The organism is Acinetobacter sp. Res13-Abat-PEC15-P4-01 (genome assembly GCF_015676285.1).
GTDB classification, from domain to species: Bacteria; Pseudomonadota; Gammaproteobacteria; order Pseudomonadales; family Moraxellaceae; genus Acinetobacter; species Acinetobacter nematophilus.
In genome coordinates this window covers 1-15624 of sequence record NZ_JADAIN010000054.1, presented here as the reverse complement: position 1 = coordinate 15624, position 15624 = coordinate 1, and the positions used below count along the sequence as shown (strand labels likewise).

At 42.8% G+C, this 15624-nt stretch carries 6 protein-coding genes; 5 read left to right on the top strand and 1 reads right to left on the bottom strand.

Annotated elements, in window-relative coordinates; all coding sequences use genetic code 11:
- Nucleotides 1-162 precede the first annotated feature (162 nt).
- The 4 genes from IMO47_RS19150 (at nucleotide 163) to IMO47_RS19135 (ending at nucleotide 3750) form a co-directional block, all read left to right on the top strand.
- Entirely contained in the window at nucleotides 163-1320 is a 1158-nt protein-coding gene (locus IMO47_RS19150; protein WP_196077625.1) for an HlyD family efflux transporter periplasmic adaptor subunit, read from the top strand.
- Nucleotides 1321-1326: 6 nt separating this feature from the next.
- The gene (locus IMO47_RS19145) at nucleotides 1327-2853 is read left to right on the top strand and encodes a DHA2 family efflux MFS transporter permease subunit (RefSeq protein WP_196077624.1); all 1527 of its coding nucleotides are present in this window, start codon (nucleotides 1327-1329) and stop codon (nucleotides 2851-2853) included.
- Between the two features lie 145 nt (nucleotides 2854-2998).
- The gene (locus tag IMO47_RS19140; RefSeq protein ID WP_196077623.1) at nucleotides 2999-3292 is read left to right on the top strand and encodes a cold shock domain-containing protein; all 294 of its coding nucleotides are present in this window, start codon (nucleotides 2999-3001) and stop codon (nucleotides 3290-3292) included.
- A gap of 89 nt (nucleotides 3293-3381) precedes the next feature.
- Entirely contained in the window at nucleotides 3382-3750 is a 369-nt protein-coding gene (locus tag IMO47_RS19135) for an endonuclease domain-containing protein (RefSeq protein ID WP_196077622.1), read from the top strand.
- A 165-nt stretch (nucleotides 3751-3915) separates the two neighbouring features.
- On the opposite strand, the gene metH is transcribed toward IMO47_RS19135, so the two are convergent.
- A complete protein-coding gene (gene metH, locus IMO47_RS19130; protein WP_196077621.1) occupies nucleotides 3916-7620 on the bottom strand; it encodes a methionine synthase in 3705 nt (1234 codons plus the stop codon).
- 557 nt (nucleotides 7621-8177) lie between these two features.
- Between metH and IMO47_RS19125 the strand changes: the two genes are divergently transcribed.
- Complete coding sequence (locus tag IMO47_RS19125; protein WP_196077620.1) at nucleotides 8178-15368, top strand: YadA-like family protein; 7191 nt, start codon at nucleotides 8178-8180, stop codon at nucleotides 15366-15368.
- The last annotated feature ends 256 nt before the right edge of the window (nucleotides 15369-15624 follow it).

The window sequence follows — 15624 nt, the reverse complement described above, 5'->3', positions numbered from 1 at the left end:
TCATAATATGATTTTTACCTGTAAAATTGAGCACCACAATTTTAAGACCTTGACTTCTTCAACCATCAAGCAAAACCCCAAAAAGTGATTAAGCTATTGTTCAGTTTATATCCTTACAGTGCACTGATGTTTTGACAGGTCCAAGTAAGCTAGGAATATGCGATGACTGAAGCGCAAACGACGAATGTCTCCCCAAATGATGAAAATGAAGCACGCACAGATTTGGAAGCCAAACAAAAACGTAAAAAAATGCTGAAGATTTTTGCCATTATTGTTGTTGCAGCAGCAATCTTATATGCAATTTGGGCTTTAGTGTTTAGTAATACGGTTGAAACGGACAATGCTTACGTCGGTGCTGAAACAGCTGAAATCACCTCAATGGTCAGTGGACAGGTGGCGGAAGTTTTAGTCAGTGATACGCAGCAGGTCAAAAAAGGCGATGTATTGGCAATTATTGACAATCGTGATGCCAAGATTGCGGTTGCTGAAGCAGAAGCCGCGCTGACGAAAGCCAAACGTCAATATACACAAAGTTCTGCAAATAGCAGTTCATTGTCCTCGCAAATTTTGGTCAGTACGGACGATATAAATAGTGCTAAAGCACAAGTGGCACAAGCCGAAGTCGCTTATCAACAGGCCCAACAAGAATTTGCTCGTCGTCAGCAGTTAAGTGCAACAGGTGCAATTTCGAAGGAAGAATTTAGCAAAGCGCAAAGCGCTTTAAATAATGCCAAGGCCAGCGTTGATGTGGCAAAAGCTGCGCTTGCGCAAACTGAATCGAAACGAAAAGCAGCACAAAGTAACCTGGATGCCAACGAAGCTCTGATTCGTGGTACTTCACAGAGTTCAACACCTGATGTCTTGGTGGCTCAGGCAAAACTTGATCAGGCACTTTTAGATTTACAGCGTACTGAAATTAAAGCGCCGCTAGATGGCATTGTGGCACGCCGCAGTATTCAAATTGGGCAGCGTGTTGCACCTGGTGCAAGTTTGATGAAGATTGTTCCAATTGCTGATCTATACGTCGATGCAAACTTTAAAGAAAGCCAGTTAAAAAATGTCAAAGTTGGTCAAAAGGCAACTTTAACTTCTGATCTATATGGAAAAAATGTTGAATATCACGGTACAGTGATTGGTTTTTCTGGGGGGACAGGTTCTGCATTTGCTTTGATTCCTGCACAAAATGCAACGGGTAACTGGATTAAAGTGGTTCAACGTCTGCCCGTGCGGATCAAACTTGATTCTAAAGAATTGGCTGAACATCCGTTACGTGTGGGTTTGTCCATGAATGCTGAGGTTGATACCTCATCAGCGAAGTAGTCGCTTATGAATACAGCAACATTTCAAAATGAGCTGAAGGGCGGGCGCTTGCTGCTCGCTGCATTCTTTTTAGCCCTTGCCAATTTTATGGTCGTACTGGATATGACCATTGCCAATGTTTCTGTACCCCATATTACGGGAAGCCTAGCGGTTTCAAGTTCACAAGGAACTTGGGTCATCACGTCCTATGCCGTTGCTGAAGCCATCTGTGTGCCTTTAACAGGTTGGCTGGCTGGGCGCTTTGGCGCTGTGCGGGTATTTACCATCAGTTTGATCGGTTTCACTACATTCTCCATTTTATGTGGTTTATCCAATAGTTTGGCGATGTTGGTGATCTGTCGTATTGGTCAAGGTTTGTTTGGTGGTCCAATCATGCCACTCAGCCAAACACTGTTGATGCGTATTTTTCCTCCTGAAAAGCATTCTCAAGCCATGGGGATGTGGGCAATGACCACAGTTGTAGGTCCAATTTTAGGTCCAATTCTGGGAGGAACGATCAGTGATAACTGGTCATGGCACTGGATTTTCTTTATCAACATCCCAGTGGGGGTGATCTGTGCTTTGGGTGTCATGCGTTTGATGAAAACAGCAGAAACCCCGATTGCAAAATTGCCGATTGATACGATAGGTTTAACTTTACTGATTATCTGGATTGGTGCATTACAGCTCATGCTGGATCTAGGGCATGAGCGAGATTGGTTTAATAATACCTTTATTTGTATCTTGGCTGTGATTTTGGTGGTTGGATTTATTGCCTTTTTTATTTGGGAATATTACGAAAAACATCCTATCGTCAATATACAGATTTTCAGATACCGTGGTTTTACCATTGCTACAATTTCGCTAGCGTTTGCCTTTGCTGCGTTTTTCGGCAGTATTGTTCTAATTCCACAATGGTTACAGATCAACTTGGGCTATACCGCTTCTTGGGCAGGTTATCTCACTGCAACGATGGGCTTCGGTAGTTTGATGATGTCACCGATTGTGGCAAAAATGGCAACCAAATATGACCCAAGAGCATTGTCGAGTTTTGGTTTGATGGTTCTGGGTGGCGTGACCTTGATGCGTTCATTTTGGACCACTGATGCAGATTTTATGGCATTGGCTTGGCCACAGATTATTCAAGGTTTTGCTGTTCCATTCTTCTTTATTCCCTTGTCTAATATTGCCTTGGGTGTGGTTCGTCCGGATGAAGTCGCTTCTGCTGCGGGCCTAATGAACTTTATGCGAACCATGGCGGGAGCAATTGGTGCTTCTCTGGCTGTGACGATTTGGGATGACCACACCAAGTTGGCACGGAGTGAAATCGTGTCGACCATGCATGTCGAAGAAACTCAGCGCAATTTAGTCAATAGCGGTTTTAGTCCAGAAATGGCTTTGGGGACGATTTCCAATCTGGTGGATAAGGAAGCTTTAACGCTTTCAGTCAATCATGTGTTTTTGGTTTTTGCGATGGTGTTTATTTTTGCAGGATTAATTATCTGGTTATGCCCAAAGCCGAAAGGTAATGTAGGCGCAGGACATGCCCATTAAATTTTAAGTGTGATTGAAAGCCTGCTGAAAAGCGGGCTTTTTTGTGGCTATTTTTTTATGTTTCGTTGACAGATAGGCCGTATTTTATCTATTCATCAAGATCAGGTTATAATATGCAGATTGTGTACCACGATGAGGAATATGTATGAAGCCTGAATTCCAACAAGGAAAAATTAAACAATACGATGCTGAAAGAGGCTTTGGATTTATTGGTGGGCTTGAGCAGGATATCTTCTTTCATATTTCTGATTTTCCGCTTGCTGAGGGTGAACCGAAGCGTAACGAACGAGTTAAGTTTATCGTGGTTGAAAATAATGGTAAGTTCAAAGCAACTAAAATTGAACGTGTAGAAGACCAGTCTGCTAAGGCCAAAAAGACCAGAGTAGTTGAAAATAATAAAGCCATTACCAATACGTTGTTGTCTAATTTTAGAAAGTGATCGCTGATTTTTAGTGATTCAATTCCTCCCTTTTTAGTTGAAATCTTTTTAGATTGAGGGAGGATAGTTTAATCAAGTAAATTAGAACAATGAAACCTTATAATAAAAATTTGAAGCAAGCTTCCCGTGATCTTCGGAACAATATGACAGATGTTGAAAAGTTTTTGTGGTCAAAAATCCGTAACAAGCAAATTTTAGGTGTACAGTTTTATCGGCAGAAACCGATTTTAAACTTTATTGTGGATTTTTACTGTCCTTCTGCAAATTTGGTGATTGAGTGCGATGGTAGTCAGCACTATACAGATGAGGGGCTAGAGGCAGATCGGATTCGTGACCACGCATTGGAACAGTTGGGATTGAAAGTGCTGAGATTTGATAATAGGCAGGTGATGGGGGAGATTGATGCAGTGGTTCGGGTTGTCCTTGATGTGATTTCTCTACAATTGGAATCCCCCTAAATCCCCCTTCTAAAAAGGGGGACTTCGCGCGAAGTTAATGATGGTATTAAATTCAGTGCGTTCCTACCTTTTAAAAAAGAGCGGAGCTGTAACGTAATTCATTAAATCACATGACATCCCCCCTCTTTTTCAAAGAGGGGTTAGGGGAGATTAAAAAAGAAAAACTCAAGCAATCGAATCATCCAAATTCGGTGCTAACCAACGTTTTGCTTCATCCAAAGTCCAGTTCTTACGTTTTGCATAGTCTTCCAACTGATCTAATGCAATTTTACCAACATTAAAGTATTCAGATTGAGGATTCGCATAATAAAAACCACTGACACTTGATGGTGGCCACATGGCAAAACTGCTGGTCAGTTGAGTACCAATCTTATCTGTTGTACCTAACCAATCAAACAAAGATGCTTTTTCAGAATGCTCAGGACAAGCAGGGTAGCCCGGTGCAGGACGAATACCGACATACTTTTCTTTGATCAATTCTTCATTCGACAGTTGTTCATCAGCTTGATAACCCCAGAATTCTTTACGAATACGCTCATGCAAATGTTCAGCAAATGCTTCAGCAAAACGGTCACCTAAGGACTGAGCAAGGATGGCAGAGTAGTCATCACCTTTGGCTTTAAACTCATGTGCCATTTCTTCGGCACCAAAAATTGAAACCGTGAAGCCTCCCAAGTAATCCTGAGCTTGCGCTTGAGTCGCCACAAAATCCGCCAAGGATAAATTAGGTTTCCCCGTGACTTTATCGGATTGCTGACGGATATGATGGAAAGTATGGGTGACATTTGCACCAGACTCATCATAAACTTCAACTGAGTCCGCTGCCGAACGATTGGCAGGATAAATCCCGAATACTGCACGAGCATCAAAACGTTTATTTTCAATAATGTCTTTGAGCATGGCTTGAGCTTGATTATATAAATCAGTTGCAGCTTCACCGACCACTTCATCTTGTAGAATTTTCGGGAATTTGCCTGCCAAACTCCATGAAATAAAGAAAGGCGTCCAGTCAAAATAATCGACTAATTTTTCAAGCGGATAGTTGGTAATGGTTTGTAGACCGATAAAGTTTGGTTTTGCCGGCGGATGAGTCGCAAAATCAATTTTTAACCCATTCTCAATCGATTCAGCATAAGACAACTTGGCAGCTTTGGGCTGTTTGTTGGCAATACGCTCACGTACTTTTTCATATTCTGCACGATGTTCTGCAACAAATGCAGGCTTCATGTCTTGGGACAGTAATGTGGTCGCAACACCCACTGCACGAGAAGCATCCGCTACATAAATTACTGCATCATTTGAATATTGTGGGTCAATTTTTACCGCAGTATGCGCTTTTGATGTGGTCGCTCCTCCAATCAGCAACGGAATTTTAAAGCCTTTACGCTGCATCTCTTTAGCGACAAACACCATCTCATCTAAGGATGGGGTGATTAAACCAGATAGACCGATAATATCCACTTTTTCATCAATTGCGGTCTGTAGAATTTTTTCGCATGGCACCATGACACCAAGGTCAACAATATCATAGCCATTACAGCCAAGCACCACGCCCACAATATTTTTGCCAATATCGTGAACATCGCCTTTTACGGTTGCCATCAACACTTTGCCTTTGGATTGGCTTCCAGTTTTTTCAGCTTCAATGTGCGGGTTTAGCCACGCAACGGCTTGCTTCATCACCCGTGCAGATTTCACCACCTGTGGCAAGAACATCTTGCCCGAACCGAATAAATCACCAACAACATTCATCCCGTCCATCAATGGACCTTCAATCACATCCAATGGACGTTTTGATTTTAAACGGGCTTCTTCGGTATCTTCATCAATAAAGGTGGTAATGCCTTTAACAAGCGCATATTCAAGACGTTTTTCAACAGATTCATTACGCCATTCTAAGTTTTCAACTTGTTTTTGAGCAGCACTTTGACCACGGTATTGTTCTGCGACTTCAAGTAATTTTTCTGTCGCTTCTTGTGCCCCCGCTTCTGATGAAGAGTCTCCCTGATTTTGATTGAGAATGACATCTTCAACCGCATCTTTTAATTGTTGAGGAATGTCATCATAAATCGCCATTTGACCAGCATTGACGATCCCCATGGTCATGCCTTGTTGAATGGCATGGTACAGGAATACGGAGTGAATGGCTTCACGCACAGGTTCATTGCCACGGAAAGAGAACGAAACGTTAGAGACACCGCCAGAAATCATGGCATGCGGTAAATTCTGTTTGATCCAACCTGTGGCTTCTATAAAGTCCACAGCATAGTTATTGTGCTCTTCAATCCCTGTTGCTACGGCAAACACGTTCGGGTCAAAAATAATGTCTTCAGCAGGAAAGCCGACCTCATTGACCAAGACATCATAAGAACGTTTACAGATTTCTCGCTTACGCGCAGCTGTATCCGCCTGACCTGTTTCGTCAAACGCCATGACAATAATCGCTGCACCGTATTGACGGCATAGGCGTGCTTTATGGACAAACTCGTCATAACCTTCTTTTAAAGAAATCGAGTTTACAACGGGCTTGCCTTGCACGCATTTTAAGCCTGCCTCAATGATTTCCCATTTTGACGAGTCAATCATGATGGGAACTTTAGAAATTTCAGGCTCGGATGCCACCAGATTTAAAAAATGCACCATGGCATTTTCTGAATCCAACATCCCTTCATCCATATTAATGTCGATAATTTGTGCACCAGCTTCGACTTGTTGTTGAGCAACATCTAAAGCTTCGGCATAGTTTTCTTCACGAATTAAACGTAAGAACTTTTTAGAGCCGGTGACATTGGTACGTTCACCGACATTGACAAATAAAGAGTCATCATAAATGTTAAATGGCTCTAAACCACTTAAACGACAAGCAGGTTTGGTTTCAGGTACTTGACGAGGTTTGATGTCTTTAACTGCATGATAAATCGCACGGATATGGTCTGGCGTTGTACCACAACAGCCGCCAGTGATATTAATCAATCCACTTTCAGCAAACTCTTTTAAAAATGCAGCAGTTTGTTCAGGCGTTTCATCATAGCCACCGAAAGCATTGGGTAAGCCTGCATTTGGATGCGCTGATACAAAAACATCTGCGACGTCTGAAACCGTTTTGACATGCGGACGCATGGCATCTGCACCTAAAGCACAGTTAAAGCCGATTGACAACAAGTCGCCGTGGCGCACAGAGTTCCAAAAAGCTTCTGCTGTTTGACCTGTTAGCGTACGACCCGAAGCATCTGTAATGGTACCTGAGATCATCAATGGCAGCTCATGACCAAGCTGTTTAAATACTTCTTTTACTGCAAAAATCGCTGCCTTACAGTTCAAGGTATCAAATACGGTTTCGATCAGAATAATGTCTGCGCCACCCTCAATTAGTGCATATGTGGCTTCAATATAATTTTCTTTGAGTTCATCAAAAGTAATATTACGAAAAGCAGGATCATTCACGTTGGGCGAGATCGAGCAGGTGCGTGATGTAGGACCCAATACGCCTGCTACAAAACGTGGTTTATCGGGTGTTGAATATTTTAAACAAGCTTGTTTGGCAATACGGGCAGCTTCACGGTTAATCTCTGGAACCAAGTCTTCCATATGATAGTCAGACATGGATACACGAGTACCATTAAAGCTGTTGGTTTCAATAATGTCTGCTCCAGCATCCAGGTATGCTTCATGAATACCTTGGATAATGTCTGGCTGTGTCAGCACCAAAAGGTCGTTATTGCCTTTGAGATCGGATGCCCAGTCCGCAAAACGCTCACCACGATAATCTGCTTCTTCCAGCTTATGGCGTTGGATCATGGTGCCCATTGCGCCATCAATTATGAGAATACGTTGGGCAAGAAGCTCTTTTAACGTGGTAAGCGTAGACATTCAAACTCTCAATAAAATCGGATTTTAAAAATAGCGCTATGTTATCAGAATGTAGCGAAGCAAGGTATTCATCTTTGTCGATAAGGATGATTTGAAAAATGAATGAATTTAATTAACTTTCAATAAAAATAATGACCAATTGAGGTCAGAAAATACAAAACAAGATGATGATTTCAATCGCGTTATTATCATTAATTGTGACTTTTTTTGTTTTTCTGTCTCTATGAAAATCACAAACTCATTGGATGGGGCACAAAATAATAAATAGGTTAAGTCTAAAATGTTATTCCTCATAAATGACGATAATTTTCAAGCCAAAATAATAAGAAGTTGATGATTCTCAAAGAAGCTTTGAAAAATGGAAAATCATTGGTGATCAAACAAAAGTCGGTTTTTTGCTTCAAAAATTGTACCCAAAAGTCAATTATTCATTCTAAAAAATCAACCATTTTCGGATATAGCTGATTTTTTTGCATACGTTATGAAAAACATTGCAATGAGTATAAATAATGTTAACCATGTCTCATAAATATGCTAAAAACTTACGGTAATTATCAATGAATAAAACATATAAAGTCGTTTGGAACGAATCACTAGGAACATGGTGCGCGATTTCTGAAACTTCAAAGGTTCGCGGTAAACGCTCTACTGGTAAAGCTGTCGTTGCCGGAGCCATATTGGCTGTTTCCGCATTAACTGTATCTGGTATGTCCTTTGCTGCGAATCCTGATCACTATATTAGTGTCAACGATGGTGGTACCCAATCGGGCAATTACGATAATGACGGAGCAAAAGGTCAAAATTCGGTTGCTGTAGGTGTAGATGCAGTTACAGGAACAGTTGGAAATGACATTGCCATTGGTTCTGGTGCGCAGGCGATGGGTGGACGTGCGGTTGTCATTGGTTTAAATGCAGGTAGTGGCAATGTGTCGGATGGAGACGCAAATGTACTCATCGGTATGAACGCAGGTGCCAACAATGATGGTCGTTGGAATACAGCAATTGGTTCGAACAGTGGCTTTAATACCAAAGGCGAAAGAAATACCGCTTTAGGTGACTATGCGGGTCGTGATGTTACAGGGGGCGGCAACATTGGATTGGGGGCGAGTGCTGGTGTAAGCGTTACAGGTGAAACGAACCTTGCTGTTGGTATATCGGCTGGTGGAACAGTCAAAGGTGACCATAACGTTGCTTTAGGTCGCACAGCAGGGGATGATGTCATTGGTGCTGGTAATGTCGCAACAGGTTTAGATTCAGGCAGTATTGTACGAGGCAGTGCCAATGTATCTTATGGTCAGGGATCTGGTCGTAGTGTGACGGGGGACCGAAATACTGCTATGGGTCTGAATGCTGGTAATGGGGTTTCGGGTAACGATAACGTGGCAATGGCTTGGGGAGCAGGTTACGAAGTAGCAGGGCGTGGCAACCTTGCTCTGGGGGCACTGACAGGTCGTACAGTAAATGGTAATGATAACATTGCGATTGGTAGCCAGTCTGGCACAAAAGTTAATGGTTCTCGCAATATTGCACTTGGTGTTCAATCAGGACAAGATTTAGATAACGTCAACGATGCCACTAGTCTAGGCAGTAGTGCTAAAGCCAATGCAAACAATGCAATCGCGATAGGTAAAGGCGCAAATGCTTCTGCAACAAGTAGTATTGCATTAGGTAAGGACAGTACTACGACTACGACCATGAAAGGTGCAATTGCAATTGGTGATGGTGCTTATAGTGGTGGAAAAAACTCAGGTGGTTCAATTGTTATTGGTGGTGCCATTGATCAAAGTGATTATGCACCAGCTTTAAGCGGTGCAAGAAATGATGAAAGTGCGCAAGCTTCTATCGTCATTGGTTCTGGAGCAAGTAATAAAGGTGCAATAGCAACTGTAATTGGTACAGGAGCAAGCGCTGGTGTTGAAGGAGGCAGCACGGTTATAGGTAGTTTCGCTTCTTCTACAACAACTGGTACTGCAATAGGTGGTTCCGCAAAAGTAATGGGGCGAAACGGTACGGCTATAGGGCAAGAGGCTGTTGCCTATAATGATGGGGTGGCACTAGGCACATATTCCATAGCGAACCGGGATGCTGGTACCTTAGGATATGATCCCAGTAGCAAAGGTATAACTGTTGCAGGTTCTAATATCGCTAAACTTTCAGGTGCAATGAGTGCTGTTTCAGTAGGTGATGCGAATAAAAAAATCTATCGTCAAATTACTAATGTCGCGGCAGGTACAGCAGATACGGATGCTGTTAATATTGCACAACTTAAAGCGGCACAAGCCGCAGCTGAAACCCACTATGTCAGTGTCAATGACAATGGTACGCAAGGTGCTAACTACAACAATGATGGCGCAAAGGGTAAAAACTCGATTGCCATTGGGATTGGTTCAAAAGCAGAAAATGAGAATAGCGTTTCTATAGGAACAAATGCGACTTCAAATTATGGTGGTATTGCGATTGGTAGTGGTGCTACCGCTTCAAATGGTGGTTCAACTGCTATAGGCACCAATAATGTTGCTTTAGCAAACAATGCGCATGTTTTTGGTGCAAACAATCGTTCTGAACAGCAAAATAGTAGCATTCTAGGGAATGAAAATCAGATATTAACCTCAAGTGGTACAAGTCTTGCCATTGGAAACAACAATACATTAACCAGCGGTGGTGCAGCAGCCTTAGGATTTGGTAACCAAGTTTCAGGTGCTGGTACGCTTGCACTTGGTAATGGTAATAATGTGGCAAATATTAATGCTACAGCGGTTGGACTAGGAAATCAGGTTTTAGCAAATGGCAGTACAGCACTAGGGACTGATAACAATGTAACGAGTGACTCATCAGGGGTTGTTGGACGATACAATACGGTTCAGAACGGCAGTGTTGCTTATGTCTTTGGTCAGGCGAATACTGTTACAGGTAGAACTTCTGCTGTGATGGGTATTAGTAATACTGTTGCCAATAGCAATACTTTTGTTCTAGGCAATAGCGTTAAGACGACGCAAAATAACAGTGTGGTGCTGGGCAATGAGTCGACTGATCGTGCTGCAACAACCGTTAATAAAGTGACCATTAACGGTAAAGACTATACAATTGCTGGAACTGGTTCTGCTGGCAATGGTATTGTAAGTGTCGGTAAAGCGGGTGGTGAACGTCAGATCATCAATGTGGCTGCTGGTGAAGTGAGTGCAAGCAGTACAGATGCGGTGAATGGTTCACAGTTATTTGCAACCAATAAAGCGATTGCTGATAGCCAAACCCACTATGTCAGTATCAATGACAATAGTGCGCAAGGTGCTAACTACAACAATGATGGAGCAACGGGTAAAAATTCATTGGCAATCGGTGTAGGTGCGAAAGCCAGTGGGGATAATGCCGTTGCCATTGGGAGTGTAACTACGGATGCAGCAAATAGTATCGCAATCGGTAACAGTAATGTCCTCAGCAATACTGCGGTAGCAAGTACTGCAATTGGTAGCAATAACACTGTTACAGGTAATGAGGCTGTAGCTTTAGGTTCCAATAATATTGCAAAAGACTTTTCCGGTGTTGCTGTTGGAAGCTATAACAATGCTGAAGGCTATCGCTCAATTGCAGTTGGCGCAGAAAATAAAACTAAAGGTCAATGGTCATCCGCATTTGGTGTTTGGAATGAGGCTGAGGGAGAGCGATCCTCTGTTTTAGGTGCCAACAATAAGATTCAAGGACGCCGTGCTTTAGGTCTTGGTGTAGCTAATGATATCTCAACTGCAAGTGAATATAGTTCTGCCATTGGTGCTTTTAACAAAATAACTGACAGTACTCAGTCTTTAGCAGCAGGTTATAACAATGCAATCACCAATGCCAAAAACAGTACAGTATTGGGTAATGCTAATAAAGTAGAGCAGGAAAATACCCAAGTTCTGGGTAACAAAGTCACGACCACTCAAGCCAACAGTGTTGTATTAGGTAATGAATCGACGGATCGTGCTGCAACAGCCGTGGATAAAATCACTATCAATGGTGAAGATTATAGCGTTGCGGGTACGGGGGCTGTTGCCAATGGTGTGGTCAGTGTCGGTAAAGTCGGTGGTGAACGCCAAATCATCAACGTGGCTGCGGGTGAAGTCAGTGCAAGTAGCACAGATGCAATCAACGGTTCACAACTCTATGCAACAAATCAAGCGATTACTGAAGTAGGTAAATCGGCAGCGACAGCAAAAACCGAAGTGGTTCAAGGTGACAACATGGTTGTGACCGAAAGCAAAGGTGCCAACGGTCAAAGCATTTATAACATTGCAACAGCCAAAGAAGTCAACTTTAACAAGACCACAGTGGGCACGGTGATCACCGACAGTGCAACAGGTAAAATAACAGGTTTGACTGCGGGTGAAGTCAGTGAGACCAGTACAGATGCGGTGAATGGTTCACAACTTTATGCAACCAATAAAGCCATTGCAGACAGCAAAACCCACTATGTCAGTATCAACGACAATGGAAATACAAAAGGAAACTATAACAATGATGCTGCAACTGGTTTAAATTCAGTCGCAATTGGCACAGATACCTCTGCAAAAGGAACTTCTTCTATCGCATTGGGGGATATCTCGAATGCTTCGGGCAACTTTGGTATTGCGATGGGCTATGGTGCTCGTGCACTAGGTCTAGATAGCTTAGTCGTTGGGAAAGGCAGTGAAGTATCTGGTGGTGCTAGTACAACATTAGGTGCAGGCAATGCGATTGCAGGTAATTTTTCTACAGCTGTAGGTGCTGTAAACAGAATTGATCAGGATCAGACTGTGGTACTGGGCAATTTTGTCACCACCACGCAAGCCAACAGTGTTGTATTGGGTAACGCATCGACTGACCGCGCAGCGACTTCCCAATCCAAAGTAACGATTCTTGGTCAAGATTATGCCTTTGCAGGCGTAGGATCAGCAGCCAATGGTGTCGTGAGTGTGGGGAAAGTCGGTGGTGAACGTCAGATCATCAATGTTGCAGCAGGGCAACTCAGTGCAACCAGTACAGATGCAGTCAACGGTTCACAATTGTACTCAACTAATCAAGCGATTACTGAAGTAGGTAAATCGGCAGCGGCAGCAAAAACCGAAATTGCACAAGGTGATAACATCGTTGTTAGCGAAAGCAAAGGTGCCAACGGTCAAAGTATTTACAACGTTGCAACAGCCAAAGAAGTCAACTTTAACAAGACCACAGTGGGCACGGTGATCACCGACAGTACAACCGGTAAAATAACAGGTTTGACTGCGGGTGAAGTCAGTGAGACCAGTACAGATGCGGTGAATGGTTCACAACTTTATGCAACCAATAAAGCTATTGCAGACAGCAAAACCCACTATGTCAGTATCAACGACAATGGAAATACAAAAGGAAACTATAACAATGATGCTGCAACGGGTTTAAATTCAGTCGCAATTGGCACAGATACCTCTGCAAAAGGAACTTCTTCTATCGCATTGGGGGATATCTCGAATGCTTCCGGCAACTTTGGTATTGCGATGGGCTATGGTGCTCGTGCACTAGGTCTAGATAGCTTAGTCGTTGGGAAAGGCAGTGAAGTGTCTGGTGGTGCTAGTACAACATTAGGTGCAGGCAATGCGATTGCAGGTAATTTTTCTACAGCTGTAGGTGCTGTAAACAGAATTGATCAGGATCAGACTGTGGTACTGGGCAATTTTGTCACCACCACGCAAGCCAACAGTGTTGTATTGGGTAACGCATCGACAGATCGTACTGCAACAGCTGTCAACAAAATGACCATCAATGGTCAAGATTATGCGGTTGCAGGTACAGGTTCTGCTGCCAATGGTGTGGTCAGTGTCGGTAAAGCAGGTGCTGAGCGTCAAATCATCAATGTGGCTGCGGGTGAAGTCAGTGCAAGTAGCACAGATGCAATCAACGGTTCACAACTCTATGCAACAAATCAAGCGATTACTGAAGTAGGTAAATCGGCAGCGACAGCAAAAACCGAAGTGGTTCAAGGTGACAACATGATTGTGACCGAAAGCAAAGGTGCCAACGGTCAAAGCATTTATAACATTGCAACAGCCAAAGAAGTCAACTTTAACAAGACCACAGTGGGCACGGTGATCACCGACAGTGCAACCGGTAAAATAACAGGGTTGACTGCAGGTGAGGTCAGTAAGACCAGTACAGATGCGGTGAATGGTTCACAACTTTATGCAACCAATAAAGCCATTGCAGACAGCAAAACCCACTATGTCAGTGTCAATGATGGTGGAACACAAGCTGGTAACTACAACAATGATGGAGCCACAGGTAAAAATGCTGTAGCCATGGGTGTAGGCGCGAGTGCAGCAGGTGAAAATGCAATTGCGATTGGCAATAACAATAAGGTGGTTCAAAACAATACGTCTGTATTCGGTAGTAATATCACCACAACTCAAGCCAACAGTGTTGCGTTAGGTCATGAATCTACTGATCGAGCAGCGACTTCAGAGTCTAAAGTGACGATTCTTGGTCAAGATTATGCCTTTGCAGGCGTAGGGTCAGCAGCCAATGGTGTCGTGAGTGTGGGGAAAGTCGGTGGTGAACGACAAATCATCAATGTTGCAGCAGGGCAACTCAGTGCAAGCAGTACAGATGCAGTCAACGGTTCACAATTGTATGCGACCAACCAAGCCATATCTTCTTTACAGGGACAAGTGGCGGGTTCAAAAAGTACAATTTCTCAAGGTAAAAATACCACAGTGACCAAAACCACCAATGCAGATGGTTCAACAGACTATCAAGTGGCGACCAAAGCGGATGTGAGTTTTGATTCTGTGACAGTCGGTGGGATTAAAGCAGATGCACAAACCAATAAAATTACTGGTTTGGCAGATGGTGAAGTCAGTGCAACTTCAAGTGAAGCAGTCAATGGTAGCCAGTTGCATGGTACTGCTGAAAGTGTCGCAACAGCCTTAGGTGGAAATGCTAAAGTCAATGCTGATGGTACGATCAGCACCAGCAACATTGGTAACACGGGTAAGGACAATGTACATGATGCGATTGCTTCAATACAGGGGCAGGTTGCAGGTTCTAAAACCAGTGTATCTGCAGGTAAAAATACTGTAGTGAGCAGTACTACCAATGCAAATGGTTCAAATAACTATCAAGTGGCTTTGGCGGATGATATTAAACTGAACTCTGTAACAGCCAATCAAGTAACCGCAAACCAAGTCACAGCCAATCAGGTGATGGCGAATCAGGTCAATGTGGGTAAAGTTGCTATTGATGGTACCACCAATAAAGTCAGTGGTTTGGCCAATGGGACAATCAGTAAAGATTCTACGGATGCAGTCAATGGCTCACAACTGCACCAAACCAACAGCCATGTATCGCAATATTTAGGTGGAGGTTCAGCGCTAAATCCAGATGGTACAATTGCTGCACCTACTTATAATGTTGCTGGTGGAACTTATCACAATGTAGGAGATGCTTTAGGTGCTGTTGATGCTCGAGTAACGAATCTAGAACAAGCGTTCTATAACACCAATAAAAATATGGAAGATTTACGTAATGATACTTATGCAGGAATTGCAGGTGCAATGGCTGTAGGGAATTTACCGCAACCGACTGAAGCAGGTATGAGCATGATGAGTGCGGGTCTTTCTGGTTATCGTGGTGAAACTGCAGTTGCCGTAGGCATCAGTGCGATTACTGATAGCAATAAAATTGTCTGGAAAATGGGCGCTTCCGCAGATAGTCGTAGCAATATTGGTGGTGCTGTATCTGTGGGATATCAGTGGAAATAAACTAAACGAGAAATTTAGATTTTATTATTTCTTAAATAAGTTTTCAAAAGCTCAGTCCCTTCGAGGGCTGAGTTTTTTATTTTTTGAATCACTTTAGAGAGTGTAAATTGCTAAATATGGAGCAATAAATAGTGGCTATTTGTTTACAAATTCTTTGAAATTTAGAATTTATTGAATAGATTTTTGAATGTTTAGTTCAATCCCATATAGAATTGTTAGAAAATTTATCAAGCTATAAAATGAAATCAATATTCAA